The 16,851-nt window shown below is 58.6% G+C and carries 19 protein-coding genes; 14 read left to right on the top strand and 5 right to left on the bottom strand.

What is annotated here, in order from left to right; genetic code table 11:
- Nucleotides 1-138 precede the first annotated feature (138 nt).
- Nucleotides 139-1,095: a response regulator gene (locus AB4O01_RS19830; protein ID WP_093429627.1), complete on the top strand. Its 957-nt coding sequence runs from the start codon at nucleotides 139-141 to the stop codon at nucleotides 1,093-1,095.
- 208 nt (nucleotides 1,096-1,303) lie between these two features.
- Nucleotides 1,304-2,200, top strand: a complete 897-nt coding sequence (locus AB4O01_RS19825) for a peptidoglycan DD-metalloendopeptidase family protein (protein WP_093429628.1) — start codon at nucleotides 1,304-1,306, stop codon at nucleotides 2,198-2,200.
- A gap of 108 nt (nucleotides 2,201-2,308) precedes the next feature.
- On the opposite strand, the gene AB4O01_RS19820 is transcribed toward AB4O01_RS19825, so the two are convergent.
- The 3 genes from AB4O01_RS19820 to phoB form a co-directional block, all read right to left on the bottom strand.
- On the bottom strand, nucleotides 2,309-3,649 hold the full coding sequence (locus AB4O01_RS19820; protein WP_007920256.1) for a hemolysin family protein: 1,341 nt from the start codon (nucleotides 3,647-3,649) through the stop codon (nucleotides 2,309-2,311).
- 122 nt (nucleotides 3,650-3,771) lie between these two features.
- On the bottom strand, nucleotides 3,772-5,058 hold the full coding sequence (gene phoR, locus AB4O01_RS19815; protein WP_256573782.1) for a phosphate regulon sensor histidine kinase PhoR: 1,287 nt from the start codon (nucleotides 5,056-5,058) through the stop codon (nucleotides 3,772-3,774).
- Between the two features lie 74 nt (nucleotides 5,059-5,132).
- Nucleotides 5,133-5,822 carry a phosphate regulon transcriptional regulator PhoB gene (gene phoB / locus AB4O01_RS19810; protein ID WP_007896474.1) on the bottom strand — a complete coding sequence of 230 codons (690 nt, stop codon included), beginning with the start codon at nucleotides 5,820-5,822 and terminating at the stop codon, nucleotides 5,133-5,135.
- A gap of 151 nt (nucleotides 5,823-5,973) precedes the next feature.
- On the opposite strand from phoB, the gene AB4O01_RS19805 reads away from it, so the two are divergent.
- A complete protein-coding gene (locus AB4O01_RS19805; protein WP_460089305.1) occupies nucleotides 5,974-6,360 on the top strand; it encodes a COG4315 family predicted lipoprotein in 387 nt (128 codons plus the stop codon).
- A 112-nt stretch (nucleotides 6,361-6,472) separates the two neighbouring features.
- On the opposite strand, the gene ubiA is transcribed toward AB4O01_RS19805, so the two are convergent.
- Nucleotides 6,473-7,363 (bottom strand): 4-hydroxybenzoate octaprenyltransferase, encoded by an 891-nt coding sequence (gene ubiA, locus AB4O01_RS19800; protein WP_460089303.1) that lies wholly within the window; start codon nucleotides 7,361-7,363, stop codon nucleotides 6,473-6,475.
- On the bottom strand, nucleotides 7,363-7,923 hold the full coding sequence (locus AB4O01_RS19795; RefSeq protein ID WP_116254216.1) for a chorismate--pyruvate lyase family protein: 561 nt from the start codon (nucleotides 7,921-7,923) through the stop codon (nucleotides 7,363-7,365). Before AB4O01_RS19795 ends, ubiA begins: the two co-directional genes overlap by 1 nt.
- A 201-nt stretch (nucleotides 7,924-8,124) precedes the next feature.
- Here AB4O01_RS19795 and AB4O01_RS19790 point away from each other — a divergent pair, with 201 nt between their 5' ends.
- From AB4O01_RS19790 to AB4O01_RS19740, 11 genes are all read left to right on the top strand, one after another.
- Nucleotides 8,125-8,292 carry a rubredoxin gene (locus AB4O01_RS19790; RefSeq protein ID WP_095049651.1) on the top strand — a complete coding sequence of 56 codons (168 nt, stop codon included), beginning with the start codon at nucleotides 8,125-8,127 and terminating at the stop codon, nucleotides 8,290-8,292.
- A gap of 24 nt (nucleotides 8,293-8,316) precedes the next feature.
- Entirely contained in the window at nucleotides 8,317-9,465 is a 1,149-nt protein-coding gene (locus tag AB4O01_RS19785; protein WP_460089301.1) for an NAD(P)/FAD-dependent oxidoreductase, read from the top strand.
- A gap of 190 nt (nucleotides 9,466-9,655) precedes the next feature.
- Nucleotides 9,656-9,931 (top strand): HU family DNA-binding protein, encoded by a 276-nt coding sequence (locus AB4O01_RS19780; RefSeq protein ID WP_003213368.1) that lies wholly within the window; start codon nucleotides 9,656-9,658, stop codon nucleotides 9,929-9,931.
- Between the two features lie 639 nt (nucleotides 9,932-10,570).
- Complete coding sequence (gene tssA, locus AB4O01_RS19775) at nucleotides 10,571-12,133, top strand: type VI secretion system protein TssA (protein WP_038359349.1); 1,563 nt, start codon at nucleotides 10,571-10,573, stop codon at nucleotides 12,131-12,133.
- A gap of 32 nt (nucleotides 12,134-12,165) precedes the next feature.
- Nucleotides 12,166-12,669, top strand: coding sequence for a type VI secretion system contractile sheath small subunit (gene tssB / locus AB4O01_RS19770; protein WP_003229587.1), 504 nt, complete (start codon nucleotides 12,166-12,168; stop codon nucleotides 12,667-12,669).
- A 25-nt stretch (nucleotides 12,670-12,694) separates the two neighbouring features.
- Nucleotides 12,695-14,170 carry a type VI secretion system contractile sheath large subunit gene (gene tssC / locus AB4O01_RS19765; RefSeq protein ID WP_016772499.1) on the top strand — a complete coding sequence of 492 codons (1,476 nt, stop codon included), beginning with the start codon at nucleotides 12,695-12,697 and terminating at the stop codon, nucleotides 14,168-14,170.
- A gap of 9 nt (nucleotides 14,171-14,179) precedes the next feature.
- Entirely contained in the window at nucleotides 14,180-14,587 is a 408-nt protein-coding gene (gene tssE, locus AB4O01_RS19760; protein ID WP_093429635.1) for a type VI secretion system baseplate subunit TssE, read from the top strand.
- Nucleotides 14,588-14,606: 19 nt separating this feature from the next.
- Nucleotides 14,607-15,038 carry a hypothetical protein gene (locus AB4O01_RS19755; protein ID WP_236427323.1) on the top strand — a complete coding sequence of 144 codons (432 nt, stop codon included), beginning with the start codon at nucleotides 14,607-14,609 and terminating at the stop codon, nucleotides 15,036-15,038.
- An 11-nt stretch (nucleotides 15,039-15,049) separates the two neighbouring features.
- A complete protein-coding gene (locus AB4O01_RS19750) occupies nucleotides 15,050-15,562 on the top strand; it encodes a PAAR domain-containing protein (RefSeq protein WP_460089300.1) in 513 nt (170 codons plus the stop codon).
- A 4-nt stretch (nucleotides 15,563-15,566) separates the two neighbouring features.
- The gene (locus AB4O01_RS19745; RefSeq protein WP_093429637.1) at nucleotides 15,567-16,418 is read left to right on the top strand and encodes a hypothetical protein; all 852 of its coding nucleotides are present in this window, start codon (nucleotides 15,567-15,569) and stop codon (nucleotides 16,416-16,418) included.
- On the top strand, nucleotides 16,415-16,792 hold the full coding sequence (locus AB4O01_RS19740) for a hypothetical protein (RefSeq protein WP_460092292.1): 378 nt from the start codon (nucleotides 16,415-16,417) through the stop codon (nucleotides 16,790-16,792). The genes AB4O01_RS19745 and AB4O01_RS19740 overlap by 4 nt, the downstream gene beginning before the upstream one ends.
- Nucleotides 16,793-16,851 lie beyond the last annotated feature (59 nt).

Genomic DNA, 16,851 nt, shown 5'->3' with positions numbered 1-16,851 from the left:
TTTTGTTTGTGCTTTTCATGGGCAGAACCGAATTAAAAAGCAGCACCCGCGAACGAAAAGTCCCGGCGTGACTGAAGAGTTTTGGCAATGTGCCATCAGCCAGCGTTATGCTTGCCGGGATTTTAATAGGGGTGTTGGATGAGCAAGATCAGTGTGTTGGTCGTGGACGATGCTTCGTTCATTCGTGACCTGGTGAAAAAGTGCCTGCGTAATTACTTCCCGGGGATCCGCACCGAGGACGCCGTCAACGGCAAAAAGGCTCAGGCCATGCTGGCCAGGGAAGCGTTCGACCTGGTTCTGTGCGACTGGGAAATGCCGGAAATGTCCGGTCTCGAGCTGCTGACCTGGTGCCGCGAGCAAGACAACCTCAAGACCATGCCGTTCGTCATGGTCACCAGCCGTGGCGACAAGGAAAACGTCGTGCAGGCGATTCAGGCCGGCGTTTCCGGCTACGTCAGCAAGCCGTTCACCAACGAGCAACTGCTGACCAAGGTCAAACAGGCGCTGAACAAGGTCGGCAAGCTCGACACCCTGATGAACAGCGCGCCGACCAAGATGAACTCGGCGTTCGGCAACGATTCCCTGAGCGCCTTGACTGGCGGCAAGCCTGCCGTGGTCGGTGGTGCTCCGGCTGCGGCGGCGGTCAATCCGTTCGCCAAACCTGCCGTCGCTGCACCAGCGCCCGCTGCTGCTCCATCGCGCGGTCTGCTCAACAGCCCACCGGTTCAGGCTCCCGCCACGTCGAAAGCGCCGGTCGGTGGTCGCGGTCAGGGCCAATTGCGCCTGCCAAGCGGCACCCAGCAATGCGTGATCAAGGCCCTGAGCATCAAGGAAGCGTTGCTGGTGGTGAAACGCACCGAGACCCTGCCGCAGATCCTCGACAGCGCCGTACTCGACCTGGAGCAGGGCGACAACGCCGAAATCGCCCGTCTCAATGGTTACCTGCACGCCATCGTTGCGCATGAGCAGAAACCCGACAGCGACTGGCTGCAACTGACCTTCCGTTTCGTCGACCAGGACGCGCAGAAACTCGACTACATCTCCCGCCTGATCGCCCGCGGTACGGCGCAGAAGCACTTCGTTCCGGGCGCGTGATCTTCGTCGCCTGACACATCGCCTTCGCGAGCAGGCTCGCTCCCACCCTGGAATGCATTCCAAATGTGGGAGCGAGCCTGCTCGCGAAGGGGCCATCCCTTACGACTTACATTTTCTAGGCTGCCTAATTTGAAACATCTGTCGACTAGCCTGGTCTGCTTCACCTGCTAGGCTCATTCACAGGCCTTACTTCGACAGACTCTTGCCCATGCTCGCGCGCCTGCTGTTTTTCTATGGTCTTTTCATGGCATCCACTTCGGCTGTGGCCATGACCATCTACAAATCCACTGATGCCAACGGTGTGGTGTCGTACAGCGACCGGCCGAGCAAAGGCTCGCAGGTGTTCGTGTTTCAGGACCGCATGGTCGAGCGCCTGGAACGGCAGGTTTACCTCGATATCAAGAAGCAGAAGGGCACAGACGTGGTCTTCGTGCGCAACGATTTGTATGCGCCGGTCAAAATTGCCTTGGCATTCACCGGGCTGAGCAATGTCCGCGGTGCGCCGGCGCAAACCATCCACCGGGTTTTGCCGGCGCGCAGCAACACGCGGTTGGCGTTGCTGACGGCGATATCCGGCAAGCAGCCGCTAGTGTATACGCCGCAGTTCTACTATTCCCTCGGTGACCCCACTGGTATCGCGCAGGGCTATCGCTATCCGCTGCCGTGGCGTGGCGGGCCGTTTCGTCTGAGTCAGGGCGCCAACGGTCAGTACAGTCACTATGGGCCGAAGAATCGCTATGCGATGGACATCGCCATGCCGGTAGGCACGCCGATCATTGCCGCGCGGGCCGGGGTGGTGGTGAAGACCGAGAATTCCCAGAGCGGGCGCGGTTCGGATGCGTCCGGCAATTTCGTGCGGGTACTGCATGACGACGGCACCATGGGCGTGTACCTGCACCTCAAGCAAGGTTCGGTGAGCGTGCGCGAAGGGCAACGGGTGGCGGTGGGCAGTCCGCTGGCCCTGTCGGGCAATACCGGCAACAGCAGCGGCCCGCACCTGCACTTTGTGGTGCAGCGCAATACCGGCGAGGGGCTGGTGTCGATTCCGTATCAGTTCATCCAGCCGCTGGGGGCGTTGCCCAACTTTGCGTTGGGCAAGCAATAAAGCAAAAAAGATCGCAGCCTGCGGCAGCTCCTACACAGGAATGCGATCCTGTAGGAGCTGCCGCAGGCTGCGATCTTTTAGCAGGCAACGCGGTTTCCCGCATTGCACTCAATCCAGCATCAACACCTTCGCCAGCACAATCTTCGGCCCTTTCATCTTCTTGATGATGATCCGCAGGCCTTCGACTTCCAGCACTTCTTCCTCTTCCGGCACCCGTTTCAGGGTTTCGTAGACCAGCCCGGCGAGGGTCTCGGCTTCGATGTGGTCGAGGTCGATGCCCAGCAGGCGTTCCACCTTGAACAGCGGCGTGTCGCCACGCACCAAGAGCTTGCCCGGCTGATAGGCGAGGATCCCGCGCTCAGCCTTGCGGTGTTCGTCCTGAATGTCACCGACCAGCACTTCCAGCACGTCTTCCATGGTCAGGTAGCCGATGATGTTGCCGTCAGCCTCCTCGACCACGGCGAAGTGCGAGCCGCCCTTGCGGAACTGCTCCAGCAGCTGCGACAGCGGCATATGGCGCGACACGCGCTCGAGGGGACGGGTCAGCTCAGCCAGGTTGAACGACTCGGGAATGTGGTCCAGCGCCGCCAGTTCCAGCAGCAGATCCTTGATGTGCAGCAGGCCGACGAACTCCTGGCGCTCGCTGTCGTACACCGGATAACGGCTGAACTTGTGGCGACGGAACATCGCGAGGATTTCTTTCAGCGGCGCGTTGAATTCGAGGGTGATCAGGTCTTCGCGGGAGTTGGCCCAGTCGACCACTTCCAGCTCGCCCATTTCCACCGCCGAGGCCAGAACGCGCATGCCCTGATCGCTCGGATCCTGGCCACGGCTGGAGTGCAGGATCAGTTTCAGTTCTTCGCGGCTGTAATGGTGTTCATGGTGCGGACCGGGTTCGCCTTGCCCTGCGATACGCAGAATCGCGTTGGCGCTGGCGTTGAGCAGGTAAATCGCCGGGTACATCGCCCAGTAGAACAGGTACAGCGGCACCGCCGTCCATAGCGACAGCAACTCGGGTTTGCGGATCGCCCAGGATTTCGGGGCCAGCTCACCAACCACGATGTGCAAGTACGAAATGATGAAGAACGCGGTGAAGAACGAAACACCTTTGACGATCTCCGGCGACTGCACGCCGACCGCGCTCAGCAGCGGTTCGAGGATGTGTGCGAACGCCGGCTCACCGACCCAGCCAAGGCCAAGGGAGGCGAGCGTGATACCGAGCTGACAGGCCGAGAGGTATGCATCGAGCTGACTGTGCACGGTGCGCAGGATGTGCCCGCGCCAGCCGTTCTGATCGGCGATGGCCTCGACCCGGGTCGAGCGCAGTTTGACCATGGCAAATTCCGCCGCAACGAAAAAGCCGTTGAGCAAAACCAGGATCAGAGCAAAAAGGATCATGCCGAAATCGGCGAAAATTGTAGCGAGGGACAAGCCAGGGGAAGGGTCCATGATGGAGTTTTGCGGGTTCCGTGTGATTCAAGAGAGAGAAAAGTCGCGCCTGAAAGGCAGGCACAAGTCAGCCAATGTAGCGGCTGACATGGCGATTGCCTAGTGGCGAGTGCCGGTCGGTCTTACTCGGCGGCGCTGATGGCCCGCGCCTGAGCCACCTGAGCCGGGGCGAAATGGCAGGTGAACGTGCTGCCGTGACCGGGCACGCTGCTGATTTCCATGCGTGCGCGGTGGCGCAGTAACACGTGTTTGACGATGGCCAGACCCAGCCCGGTGCCGCCGGTGTTGGAGTTGCGGCTGGAGTCGACGCGGTAGAAACGCTCGGTCAGGCGCGGCAGGTGTTTGCTGTCGATGCCGATGCCGGAATCCTGCACGCTCAGGTGTGCGCCTTGATCGTCACCCCACCAGCGAATGCGGATGTTGCCCTCGGCCGGGGTGTACTTCACCGCGTTGAACACCAGATTGGAAAACGCACTGCGCAACTCCGCCTCGCTGCCCTTGAGCAACAGGCCGGCATCGGCTTCGAGGCTGATGCGCTGGTTCTTCGCGCCCGACAATTGCTGGGCATCGCTCTTGATCGATTGCAGCAGGGTGTCGATCTGCACCGGATGATTGTCCGACGGGTAATCGGTGGCTTCGAGTTTCGCCAGCAACAACAAATCGTTGAGCAGCGTCTGCATGCGCCCGCCCTGTTGTTGCATCTGCTGCAGCGCGCGACTCCAGCGCGGATTCACTTCCTCGACGTTGTCGAGCAGGGTTTCCAGGTAGCCGCAGATCACCGTCAGCGGCGTGCGCAACTCGTGGGAGACGTTGGCAATGAAATCTTTGCGCATCTGTTCCAGCTGATGGATGCGCGTGACGTCGCGCACCAGCATCAAGTGTTCGTTGTTGCCGTAGCGGGTCAGGTACAGCTGAATACGCACGCGATCGTTGGTCGGCGAGGGGATTTCCAGCGGCTCGGCGTAGCTCTCCTGCTCGAAGTACTCCTTGAAACGCGGATGGCGCACCAGGTTGGTCACCGGTTGGCCGCTGTCCTGGGGGGTCTTGAGGCCAAGCAAGGTTTCGGCGGCGCGGTTCCACCATTCCAGATTGCCGTCGCTGTCGAGCATGATCACCGCGTCTTTCAGCGCGGCGGTGGATTCCTGCACCCGGTCGATCACCGCTTGCAGACGCCCGCGCACGCGTTGGTCGCGGCGTTGCAGGTGGTAGATGCTGTCGAACACTTCACCCCACAGGCCATAGCCATCGGGCGGTGCTTCGTCGGGTTGGTGCTGGCGCAGCCACTCGTGCAGACGCAGCAATTGCTTGAGTGTCCAGGCCAGATAAATCCCCAGACCCGCCGCAAGGCTCCAGCCGTAATAGCCGGTGATCAGGCCGATCACCAGACAGGCGGTGACCAACAGCAGCATGTGGCGAATCAGGGTGCCATGCCAGTTTTGATTCACGGAAAATACGGTCCTTGTCTGCGAGTCTGGCGGTCGGATCAGGCCTTGGTGGAAAACCGGTAGCCGGTGCCGCGCACGGTTTGTACCAGATTTTCGTAAGCGTCGCCGAGGGCCTTGCGCAGGCGCCGGATGTGCACGTCGACGGTGCGTTCTTCAACGTAGACGTTGCCGCCCCAGACCTGATCCAGCAACTGGCCACGGGTGTAGGCGCGTTCCTGGTGGGTCATGAAGAATTGCAGCAGACGGTATTCGGTCGGGCCCATTTCGGCGGGTTTGCCGTCGATGGTCACGCGGTGGCTGATCGGATCGAGCAGCAGGCCGCCGACTTCGATCGGCGCTTCGCCGTCGGTCGGGCCGGCGCGGCGCAGCACGGCTTTGAGGCGGGCGACCAGTTCGCGCGGGGAAAACGGTTTGGTGATGTAGTCGTCGGCGCCGACTTCCAGACCCTGGATCTTGTTGTCCTCTTCGCCCTTGGCGGTGAGCATGATGATCGGGATGTCCCCGGTCAGCTCGTCACGCTTCAGACGACGGGCCAGTTCGATGCCGGAGGTGCCGGGCAGCATCCAGTCGAGCAGGATCAGGTCCGGCTTGCGGTCGACGATGATGGCGTGGGCCTGCTGCGAGTTCTCGGCCTCGAGGCAGTCATAGCCGGCCATTTCCAACGCAACGGCGATCATTTCGCGAATGGGCGCTTCGTCGTCGACGATCAGAATGCTCCTGCCAACCATGCCTTAATCCTCTTGTCATTTAACTGTCTTGCGCCGCATTAGATAACGGAATTATTGCAGTCGTGTGACAGTATTTTAGTCCGGCGGCGATTGTGCAAATCCTCAACTAAGCTCTAAGTCCGAATCCTGACAACCACAAAAGAAGGTTTCCATGACTCAAATGACTGTTTCTTTGAAAGCCCTGCTGATGGCTGCTGCCCTGACGCTGCCTGGATTTGCCATGGCCGCCGAGCCGGCCATGATGAAGGACGGCATGATGGTCGATCACAAAGGCATGACCGTTTATACGTTCGACAAGGACGATGGCGGTAAATCGATGTGCAACGGCGATTGCGCGAAGAACTGGCCGCCGATGATGGCGCCGGCGGGAGCCAAGGCTGAAGGCAAATGGACCGTCATCAAGCGCGATGACGGCATGATGCAGTACGCCTATGACGGCAAACCGCTGTACACCTTCATGAAGGACGAGAAGCCTGGAGAAATGAAGGGCGATGGTATGAAAGACGTCTGGCACGTCGTCCACGAATCGCAGAAATAATCTGGCCACCCTGTAGGAGTGAGCCTGCTCGCGATAGCGGTGTATCAGTCGGCATTTTCGCTAGCTGATACACCGCTATCGCGAGCAGGCTCACTGCTGCATTGATTTGCGTTTAGCGCAATGCGTAATCCAGCACGATCCCGACGAAAATCGCCAACCCGGCCCAATGGTTATGCAAGAACGCCTTGAAACAACGCATGCGGTCGCGATCGCGGGTGTACCAGAACTCCCACGCATAACACCCGGCAGCCATCAGCAAGCCAAGATGGAACCATACCCCCAGCTCGAACTTCGACCCCGCCAGCAACAAGCAGCCCAGCGACAGTCCCTGCAAGCTCAGGATGATCACCCGGTCCGCCTCGCCAAACAGAATCGCCGTGGATTTCACGCCAATCTTCAAATCGTCATCCCGATCGGTCATTGCGTAATAGGTGTCGTAACCCACTGTCCACAGCAGGTTGGCGATCCACAGCAGCCACGCTGCCGCCGGCAGTTCACCGGTCTCGGCCGTGAACGCCATCGGCATGCCCCACGAAAACGCCGCGCCCAGCACCACTTGCGGGTAATAGGTGTAGCGCTTCATGAACGGATATGTGAACGCCAACGCCAGGCCGCCCAGCGACAGCCAGATCGTCGGCGCATTGGTGCACAGCACCAGCAGAAAACTCACTCCCATCAACAGCGCAAAGAACACCAGCGCCTCTTTCGAACTGATCTTGCCGCTGGCCAGCGGTCGTTGCGCGGTGCGTTTGACGTGGCCGTCGACCTTGCGGTCGGCCCAGTCGTTGATCACGCAACCGCCGGCGCGGGTCAGTACCACGCCGAGGACGAAAATCACCACGTTGGCCAGCGACGGCGAGCCTTTGCCGGCAATCCACAGGGCCCAAAGGGTTGGCCACAGCAGCAGATAAATGCCGATCGGCTTGTCCATCCGGGTCAACTGAATGAAGTCCCACGCGCGCGGGTTCAAGCGGTTCAGCGACTTGAGCAGGCTCTGATACATCAGCAGTTCTCCGGATGGGCGCGGGCGGCCCGCCACAGGCTCGGCAGGAAGATTTCTGCGACCAGGACGCTCAGCGCGCCACGGTCGAAACGCGAACGCCGACCCCACAGCTCAGGCGCCTTCACGTCTGGCGGCAACCATTGTTCAGGGTAGTGACAAACTTCGAGGGCGCGACGCTGGAACGCCTGATCGCAAAACAGCAATTCGCCCAGCGAACGGCTACCCAGTTCATCCATATGCAAGCCGTCGCCTTGCAAGGCGGCGCGCGAAGCGACGCTGCGGGCAAACACCCAAGCCTCGCCGTGACCGCGCAAATACACCTCGCGCACCCAGCCTTCGCTGCCTTCGGCCAACTCCAGCGCCGCGCATTCGTCGGCGCGCAGAGTGTCCCAGCCTTCGAACAACGGCGTGACGCTGAAGCCATCATGGGACAGCCGGGTCAGTCGGCGGGTGAGGGAGCCTTCGTCGAACAGCCAGTCGAGGGTCACCGAATCGGGGAGGGGCGTCAGTTGGCTTTGGGTCAGCCAGAGCGGGGCCGGGCAGGCATTTGAATGTCGCACAATGAGTCATTATTGGCCGCAAATGAGGCGGCGAGCTTACCATGGCGAGCTGCGAGATTGATTGATCCGGGTCGCCGTTGCGCCGAACAGGCTTGCATCTGCCCGGCTCCATCAGTACAAAACGCCCTGAGCCGGATGGCAGCGCAACACCCATCGACCGTCCGCGCCGGCACCACGCCTGAACCCTGAGGAAGTACCTGAATGAAAAAGTGGCAATGCATCGTCTGTGGCCTGATCTACAACGAAGCCGAGGGTTGGCCGGATGACGGCATTGCGCCGGGCACCGCTTGGCAGGATGTACCGGCAGACTGGCTGTGCCCGGACTGCGGCGTCGGCAAGACGGACTTCGAAATGATCGAAATCAACTAAGCAAGAAAAACAAAGGAGTAAGGCATGAGCGCACCTGTCGTCATCGTTGGCACTGGCCTGGCGGGCTACAACCTGGCCCGCGAGTTTCGCAAGCTCGACAGCGAAACCCCGCTGTTGCTGATCACTGCTGATGACGGTCGCTCTTACTCCAAGCCGATGCTCTCCACCGGTTTCGGCAAGAACAAGGACGCGGACGGCCTGAGCATGGCCGAGCCGGGCACCATGGCCGAGCAGTTGAAGGCCGAAGTGCGCACGCACACGCGCATCAGCGGCATCGACGCTGGCCACAAGCGCCTGTGGATTGGCGAGGAGGCGGTCAGCTATCGCGACCTGATTCTCGCCTGGGGCGCGGAAACCGTGCGTGTGCCGATTGAAGGCGATGGCAGCGATCTGGTGTTCCCGATCAATGATCTCGAAGACTATGCGCGCTTCCGCGCCGCTGCGGCGGGCAAGCGTCGGGTGCTATTGCTCGGCGCTGGACTGATCGGCTGTGAGTTTGCCAACGACCTGATAGTTGGCGGCTACGAAGTGCAACTGGTGGCGCCGTGCGAACAAGTCATGCCGATGCTGCTGCACCCGGCCGCTGCGGCGGCGGTGCAGGCCGGGCTGGAAAGCCTTGGTGCGAAATTCCACCTCGGCCCGGTACTGACCCGCCTGCAAAAAGTCGCCGACGGCCTGGAAGCGCACCTGTCCGACGGCCAGGTCATTCCTTGCGACGTGGTGGTTTCGGCCATCGGCCTGCGCCCGCGTATCGATCTGGCGGCGGCTGCCGGCGTGCAGGTCAATCGCGGCGTCGTGGTCGACCGGCACCTGAAAACCTCCCACGCTAATATTTACGCCCTGGGCGACTGCGCCGAGGTCGACGGATTGAATCTGCTGTACGTGATGCCCCTGATGAGTTGCGCGCGCGCGCTGGCGCAAACCCTCGCTGGAAACCCTACTGCCGTGAGCTACGGCCCGATGCCGATCACCGTAAAAACCCCGGTGTGCCCGCTGGTGGTTTCGCCACCACCACGGGGTAGCGAAGGTGTCTGGACCGTCGAAGGTCAGGGCGCCGACATCAAGGCGCTGTGCCACGGTGCCGATGGGCAGTTGCTCGGTTATGCGCTGACGGGTGCAGCGGTGATGGAAAAACTCGCCCTGAACAAACAGCTTCCGGCGCTGCTGGCGTAAATACCGGTCGTTCTGTCGGAATCACCCCGCTTTTGCCCCTACAAAGGTCGCGTGGAGACTGGCGCCGCCGGTATCCGCGTGCCATTCTCACTCCCGTCTGCCGCAGAGTAGAGCCTGCGGCGCCTTGGGCGCTGTTCCAACGAGAACAGCACGGACATAACAACAAAAAACCGTCAAAGGGGCTTCACTAATGCGTAAACCAGAACTCGCCGCTGCAATCGCTGAAAAAGCAGATCTGACCAAAGAACAGGCCAACCGCGTACTCAACGCCGTTCTCGAAGAAATCACCGGCGCTCTGCACCGCAAGGACAGCGTGACGCTGGTCGGCTTCGGCACCTTCCTGCAACGCCACCGTGGCGCCCGCACCGGCAAAAACCCGCAGACCGGCGAACCGGTTAAAATCAAGGCCAGCAACACTGTTGCGTTCAAGCCAGGCAAATCGTTGAAAGACAGCGTAAATCCTTAATTGCGGCGAACTCCTCGAATAACGGGGAGAACCGCTGAAAAAATGGGCACACCGATTGCGGTCGGGTGCCCATTTTTTATGCCTGCCTATTTGTTATGCCCTGCAGCAATAATAAAGCCACGTAATCAATTGCATTGGTTGGCTATCGATCTGCCTCACACTTAAATCAATACCCTATATATAAAAGCCATCATATTGATGGCACTTTTGCCATTGTTGGTTGTCTCGCTGTGGATTGTTGAAACAACACTGAAATCTTTCGGAATCATCCTACATCCGTTTTTTTCAAAACCCGTCATGCTCCGCGCCATTGTCGTCGGCCCCGGTCTTCGGTGATCACCGCAGATTGGAACGATCGCTCTAAATCAGGGTTTTCAGGTGTTTCGTGCAGCTGCGTATATATGAAGACGGCATCGGGGATTCCCTGACTGAATATAGGGAAACCTCCTACAACAAACAAAGAACAGTTCGTCTTGTTGTTTAATCAGATGCTTGCTAGTGGCCATCATAGTGATTACGATGCGCCCACTTGAAAGAGCACATCTCAATTGGATGAGTCGCTTCACCGCTCTTCGATACTGTCCCGCGCCGCGGTAACTCCAATAGGCGCCTGACTGTAATCCTTAATAAAGGCCATGGATGTCCTACTCAAGCAAACTTTCCGCCCATTACCTCGAACTCGCTAAAGTCTCTGTTTCCAAAGAGAATTTCGCGGGCGAAGACGTTCGTTTTTCGAGCGAATTCGAGGCCTTGGAAAGTGAGCTGGCCAAAGCCTCGTCGATGCACGAAAGCGGGCAGATCGACTGGCTGAAAATTCGCGAAAACAGCGAAAACCTGCTGCGTACCCAATCCAAGGATTTACGTGTCGGCGCCTGGCTGACCTGGTCGCTGTACCAGCGCGAATCCTTCCCCGGGCTGCTGGCCGGCCTCGGTCTGCTGCACCATCTGTCGGAAAACAACTGGGCTGACGTTCACCCGCTCAAACCCCGCACCCGTGCCGCCGCGATCGGCTGGCTGGTGCCGCGTCTCGAGCAGGTCATCACCGAAAACATTGCGATCAAAGAGCAGTTGCCGATGTTCCGGCAGCTCTCCGAGCACCTGTCCGGTCTCGAAGCGGCGTGTGCTGAGCACCTGGGCGATGACTCGCCGCTGTTGCTGCCGATCTCCCGTCGCCTGAAAACCATGATCCAGCGCGCGGCCGACAATCAGCCAGCCCCCGGTGTGGTCGGTGCGGCGGTGGCGCAGGTCAAGCAGGCTGCCAGCCAGTTGCTCACTCCCGGCGCACCGATCGACAACGAGCGCGAGGCGCACAAAGCCCTGCGCGCCCAACAGGAAAGCGCCCGTCCGTTGTGCGCCTGGTGGCTCAAGCAGAAAGCCACCGACCTGCGCGCCCTGCGCCTCAATCGCACGCTGCTGTGGATGACCATCGACGCGGTGCCGGAGCGCAACGCCGAGCAGATCACCGTGCTGCGCGGTTTGCCGCTGGAAAAGCTCAAGCTCTATCAGGACCGTTTCGATCAGGGCAAATACGCTGACCTGCTGGTGGAACTGGAGGCGAGCCTGGCGAAGGCGCCGTTCTGGTTCGATGGCCAGAGGATGGTCTGGGAGTGTCTCCAGAACCTCAACGCCGAATTGGCAATGCGCGAAGTGGAGATCCACTTCGCGCTTTTGGTTCAACGGCTGCCCGGCATTGTCGAGTTGCGCTTCCATGACGGCGCGCCGTTTGCCGATCCGTCCACCCGGGCGTGGATCGCCGCCAACGTCATGCCGCACCTGCAAAGCGCCAGCGCGCCGCGCAAGGTCGAAAGCGAAAACGTCGAAACCCAGCCGGCCTGGGAAAAGGCCCTTGAGGAAGTCCTGCCGCTGCTGCGCAAGGAAGGCTTGAAGCCTGCCGTGCAGACGCTCAAACAGGGTTTGCAATCCGCCCACGGCGGCCGCGAACGCTTCTTCTGGCAGTTCGCCCTCGCGCGCCTGTGCTTCATGGCCAAGAAATACGAACTGGCCAAGAACCAGCTGGAAACCCTCGATCAGACATTACAGGACTCAGGCCTGCACGCCTGGGAGCCCGATCTTGCATTGGAAGTGCTGCACCTGCTGCACAGTTGCTGCGAGTTGTTGCCGCAGAACCATGCCGTACGTGAACGCAAGGAAGAGATTTATCGCAGGCTGTGCCACCTCGACCTCGAAGTGGTACTCGAATAGGCCCCAGGGCCACAACCGCAAGGAGAAAAGCCATGGCCAAAGAAGGCTCGGTAGCCCCCAAGGAACGCATCAACGTCACCTTCAAACCCGCCACCGGCGGTGCTCAGGAAGAGATTGAACTGCCGCTGAAGCTGCTGGCAATCGGTGACTACACCCACCGCAAGGACGATCGCAAAATCGAAGATCGCAAGCCGATCAGCATCGACAAGATGACCTTCGACGAAGTGTTGGCCAAGCAAGAGCTGGGTCTGACGCTGAGCGTGCCGAACCGTCTGCAGGAAGATGGCGAGGCCGACGAGCTGGCTGTGCAACTGCGCGTCAATTCGATGAAGGACTTCAACCCGGCCAGCCTGGTCGAGCAAGTGCCTGAGCTGAAAAAACTGATGGAACTGCGCGATGCGCTGGTGGCCCTCAAAGGCCCGCTGGGTAACGCACCTGCGTTCCGTAAAGCGATCGAAGGCGTGCTCGCCGACGACGAATCCCGCGGTCGCGTACTCGGTGAGCTGGGCCTGAACGCCGCAGCCCCGGACGCCTGAGACTCCAGCCAAGGAAGCCAACACAATGAGCACTAGCGCAGCACAAGAGAAGAGCGCCGCCAGCGGCGAATACAGCATTCTCGACAGCATCATCGCCGAAACCCGTCTGACTCCGGACGACGAAGCCTACGACATCGCCAAGCGCGGTGTGTCGGCCTTCATCGAAGAACTGCTCAAGCCGCAGAACAACGGTGAGCCGGTCAAGAAGGCCATGGTTGACCGCATGATCGCCGAGATCGATGCCAAGCTCAGCCGTCAGATGGACGAGATCCTGCACCACCCGGACTTCCAGGCGCTGGAATCGTCGTGGCGTGGCCTGCAGTTGCTGGTCGACCGCACCAACTTCCGCGAAAACATCAAGATCGAAATCCTCAACGTCTCGAAAGAAGACCTGCTGGACGATTTCGAAGATTCGCCGGAAGTCATGCAGTCGGGCCTGTACAAGCACATCTACACCGCTGAATACGGCCAGTTCGGTGGTCAGCCGGTGGGCGCGATCATCGCCAACTACTACATGTCGCCAAGCTCGCCAGACGTGAAGCTGATGCAATACGTGGCCAGCGTTTCGTGCATGTCGCACGCACCGTTCATCGCTGCCGCCGGCCCGAAATTCTTCGGTCTGGAAAGCTTCACCGGCCTGCCGGATCTGAAAGATCTGAAAGACCACTTCGAAGGCCCGCAATTCGCCAAATGGCAGAGCTTCCGTACCTCGGAAGACTCCCGTTATGTTGGCCTGACCGTGCCGCGTTTCCTGCTGCGTAACCCGTACGATCCGGAAGAAAACCCGGTCAAATCGTTCGTGTACAAGGAAACCGTTGCCAACAGCCACGAGCACTACCTGTGGGGCAACACCGCTTACGCGTTCGGCACCAAGCTGACCGACAGCTTCGCCAAATTCCGCTGGTGCCCGAACATCATCGGCCCGCAGAGCGGCGGCGCAGTTGAAGACCTGCCGTTGCACCATTTCGAAAGCATGGGCGAAATCGAAACCAAGATCCCTACTGAGGTTCTGGTTTCCGACCGTCGTGAATACGAACTGGCCGAGGAAGGCTTCATCTCCCTGACCATGCGTAAAGGCTCCGACAACGCGGCGTTCTTCTCCGCCAGCTCGGTGCAGAAGCCGAAGTTCTTCGGCATCAGCGCAGAAGGCAAGGCCGCAGAGCTGAACTACAAGCTCGGCACCCAACTGCCGTACATGATGATCGTCAACCGCCTGGCTCACTACTTGAAAGTGCTGCAGCGCGAGCAACTCGGTTCGTGGAAAGAGCGTACCGACCTCGAGCTGGAACTGAACAAGTGGATCCGTCAGTACGTTGCCGACCAGGAAAACCCGAGCGCCGAAGTGCGTGGCCGTCGTCCGCTGCGCGCTGCGCAAGTGATCGTCAGCGACGTTGAAGGCGAGCCGGGCTGGTACCGCGTGAGCTTGAACGTGCGTCCGCACTTCAAGTACATGGGTGCCGATTTCACCCTGTCGCTGGTTGGCAAGCTGGACAAAGAGTAAGAGCGACTCATGGACGGATACGGCAGCCTGTTCGAACGCCTCAATGGCGACGCGCAACTACGCAAGGGCAACAGCCTTGAGGCTTGTGCCATGGCGTCAGTGGCTGCCCATCTGGCCAAAATGCTCAGCACCCGGGCCGGCAGCGTGCAAACGCTGTCCGACTACGGGTTGCCCGATCTCAATGACATGCGTCTGAGCCTGCACGACTCCCTGAGTCAGGCCCGTCTGGCCATCGAAAACTTCATCGAAGCCTACGAGCCGCGCCTGAGCAACGTGCGTGTCATTTCCCTGCCGCGTGACCACGATCAACTGCGCCTCGCCTTCAGCATCGAAGGCCTGCTGGAAGTTGAAGGGTTCAAGCGTCAGGTCAGTTTTTCCGCGCGCCTGGATGGCAGCGGACAAGTGAAGGTGAATTAGGACCATGCGAGGGAGCGCCGTGAATTTAGGTCTTTTGGCAAAGTTGGGGCGTAGCGCTTTGCTGTTTCTAGCCCTGACGGCCACTGTCCTGATTTCAATTGCCTGTTACGTGAAAACGACGGCAGCACGGCTGGCTCACGAGTACTCGATTGTCTGGAACGGCAATGGTACGTGCTCCATCCGTTCCTACATTCCGCAGTACTCAGCCTTCGGCATACCGGGAAAGCTTTTCAAGCTATTCGCCAGCGAAGCCTTTTTCCGCGTTTATGCAAAAGACGGCACGTTGCTGAAGTCGTCCGAATGGCTGCTCTGGCAGAACGAGTTCACCACCGATGAACGCTCGCAGTGGGTATACGGTCACGCGATCTACCCGACAGCGACGGGTTATGAGGGCTGGAATATTCCGGCGTGTGCTCAAGAAATGAATAGTCATCAAGCCAAGGTCAACTAAGGAGAACCCCGATGTCTGGCAAACCCGCGGCACGTGTATCCGACCCCACCGCTTGCTCGCTCCCCGGTCACGGCACCAATCCGATCGCCGCCGGTTCCGGCGACGTGTTCTTCGACGGCCTCGCGGCCGCCCGCCAGGGCGATGCCTCGGCGTGTGGTGGTGCGATGTCGGGAGGTTTGGCGACCACTGTGTTGATCAACGGCAAACCTGCCGCGACGGTTGATTCGGTGGGTACGCATGGCAACAAGGTTACGGCTGGATCCGGGACGGTGATTATCGGGAATTCGCATTCGCATTCGCCGGCGCCGTTTGTGCCGCCGGAGCCCGTTGTTATTCCTGGGATCTTCAACCGAGTTTTTTCCTTTCATGCAGCGGACGGACAACCAATCGCGAACTTGAATTACAGAATGGTTTCTGAGAGTGGATTAGAAAAAGCGGGATGTTCGTCGGCAGCTGGGGGCACGGGGTGTTTCTCCACTGGTAAACAAGGCGAGATGGTTACCATCTACGTGTCGGCGGAGTAATCGCGTGGAAACCTCTATTGTTATCGACGGCATCGCACATGTTTTCGAGACCTCCGATGGAAAAACGGAGCTGAAAATTAAAGCCGAAACTACGCCGAGTGAAGATAAAGAACCGAAAAAGCTTCCTTTGCCAAATGTTTGGCTGATAACCAGAGGCAATGGCGTGCCTCTTTTTGCTGTAAAACCGAATGCATCAGATGTTCAGTTCAGAATCATGACGGCTGAAAAGCTCTATGCGGAAGCCATCCAATGGTTTGAGCCTCTAGCTGATAACTACCGGGAAAAGGTATGGGTGAATCCCGAGTCTAAAACTGCCGGCACGGACGCATACAATGCTTATAAACAATTTACCTGGGCAGAAATTATAAAGTTTGCAATTGTTGACAGAATGTCAATTAGCTTCGCTCCCAGAATGCCCGGTGATTGGAAAAATAGTTCAGAGGGCGGCGCCGGATTTATAATGGTGATGATCGAGGGCGAGCCCTATTGGACTGACGGTGTTGGACAAATACCGTTCTCGACCGATACCTACCGTTTATATTTGGAAGAAACCAAGTCTTCGGAAACGGCTATCAAGAAAACCGTTGAAACCGGTATGACGTATGGTGATGGTATCCCTATATTTCCGAAGGAGGACAAAACCAACGAATACGATAACTACATGGTGCTGCGCGGTGCTTTGTGGGCCTCTGAAAATTTTGAGCTACGCACTGAAACTATAAGAGTATTTGCTGGGCGAATGGGCTATCGCGAAAAAGTGGTGACCAGCACAGTTTACCTCGGCGTTTCCGATCAGAAATTGAGAAGCTCCATCACTCAGGGCTCTGTAGATAAGTATGGAGAGTGGAAGAGATGATGACGAGGATAGCAGCGGGCTTGCTCGTGCACTTTTTTGCCTGCGTCGTTTATGTTGTTGTTAATTATTGCGGGGTCTCTCTGTATAAAGTTTCATTTGGTGGTTTGACGTCTCGTGGCGCTTCCATTGGGATTGCCATGTATATGATTTTTTACCTATTTGTTTTTGCTAATTTATTGGTTGCTATAATTCCAAGACTATTTTTTAAGTTTAGTATTGTTGTTTTAATGGTTTCGATGATATTGCTTTACTTGTTGCCGCTTTATCCCGTTCGAGCGGTCGCCTATAGCATTCTTACAGGTGGGCTCACTGCTCTGGCGATATGGGTGGCTGGTAAGTTTGAACGGTTCTTGCTAGCTCGGAGTACGAAATGATTTTTTTTGTTTTCCCATATTTGCGCTCTCAGTCGCTTTCAGTTTGCAAATCAAACGAA

It is taken from the genome of Pseudomonas sp. S2_E02, from assembly GCF_054668355.1.
The sequence above is the reverse complement of the archived record's forward strand: the minus strand, read 5'-3'. Positions and strand labels throughout refer to the sequence as shown.

Coding starts and splice junctions, on each gene's coding strand:
- AB4O01_RS19805 (WP_460089305.1), top strand. CDS start 5,974: ATGACTCAAATGACTGTTTCTTTGAAAGCCCTGCTGATGGCTGCTGCC.
- tssC (WP_016772499.1), top strand. CDS start 12,695: ATGAGCACTAGCGCAGCACAAGAGAAGAGCGCCGCCAGCGGCGAATAC.
- AB4O01_RS19825 (WP_093429628.1), top strand. CDS start 1,304: ATGCTCGCGCGCCTGCTGTTTTTCTATGGTCTTTTCATGGCATCCACT.
- ubiA (WP_460089303.1), bottom strand. CDS start 7,363: ATGTATCAGAGCCTGCTCAAGTCGCTGAACCGCTTGAACCCGCGCGCG.
- AB4O01_RS19820 (WP_007920256.1), bottom strand. CDS start 3,649: ATGGACCCTTCCCCTGGCTTGTCCCTCGCTACAATTTTCGCCGATTTC.
- AB4O01_RS19790 (WP_095049651.1), top strand. CDS start 8,125: ATGAAAAAGTGGCAATGCATCGTCTGTGGCCTGATCTACAACGAAGCC.
- AB4O01_RS19750 (WP_460089300.1), top strand. CDS start 15,050: ATGTCTGGCAAACCCGCGGCACGTGTATCCGACCCCACCGCTTGCTCG.
- tssB (WP_003229587.1), top strand. CDS start 12,166: ATGGCCAAAGAAGGCTCGGTAGCCCCCAAGGAACGCATCAACGTCACC.
- AB4O01_RS19740 (WP_460092292.1), top strand. CDS start 16,415: ATGATGACGAGGATAGCAGCGGGCTTGCTCGTGCACTTTTTTGCCTGC.
- tssA (WP_038359349.1), top strand. CDS start 10,571: ATGTCCTACTCAAGCAAACTTTCCGCCCATTACCTCGAACTCGCTAAA.
- tssE (WP_093429635.1), top strand. CDS start 14,180: ATGGACGGATACGGCAGCCTGTTCGAACGCCTCAATGGCGACGCGCAA.
- AB4O01_RS19785 (WP_460089301.1), top strand. CDS start 8,317: ATGAGCGCACCTGTCGTCATCGTTGGCACTGGCCTGGCGGGCTACAAC.
- AB4O01_RS19780 (WP_003213368.1), top strand. CDS start 9,656: ATGCGTAAACCAGAACTCGCCGCTGCAATCGCTGAAAAAGCAGATCTG.
- AB4O01_RS19830 (WP_093429627.1), top strand. CDS start 139: ATGAGCAAGATCAGTGTGTTGGTCGTGGACGATGCTTCGTTCATTCGT.
- phoR (WP_256573782.1), bottom strand. CDS start 5,058: ATGCTGCTGTTGGTCACCGCCTGTCTGGTGATCGGCCTGATCACCGGC.
- phoB (WP_007896474.1), bottom strand. CDS start 5,822: ATGGTTGGCAGGAGCATTCTGATCGTCGACGACGAAGCGCCCATTCGC.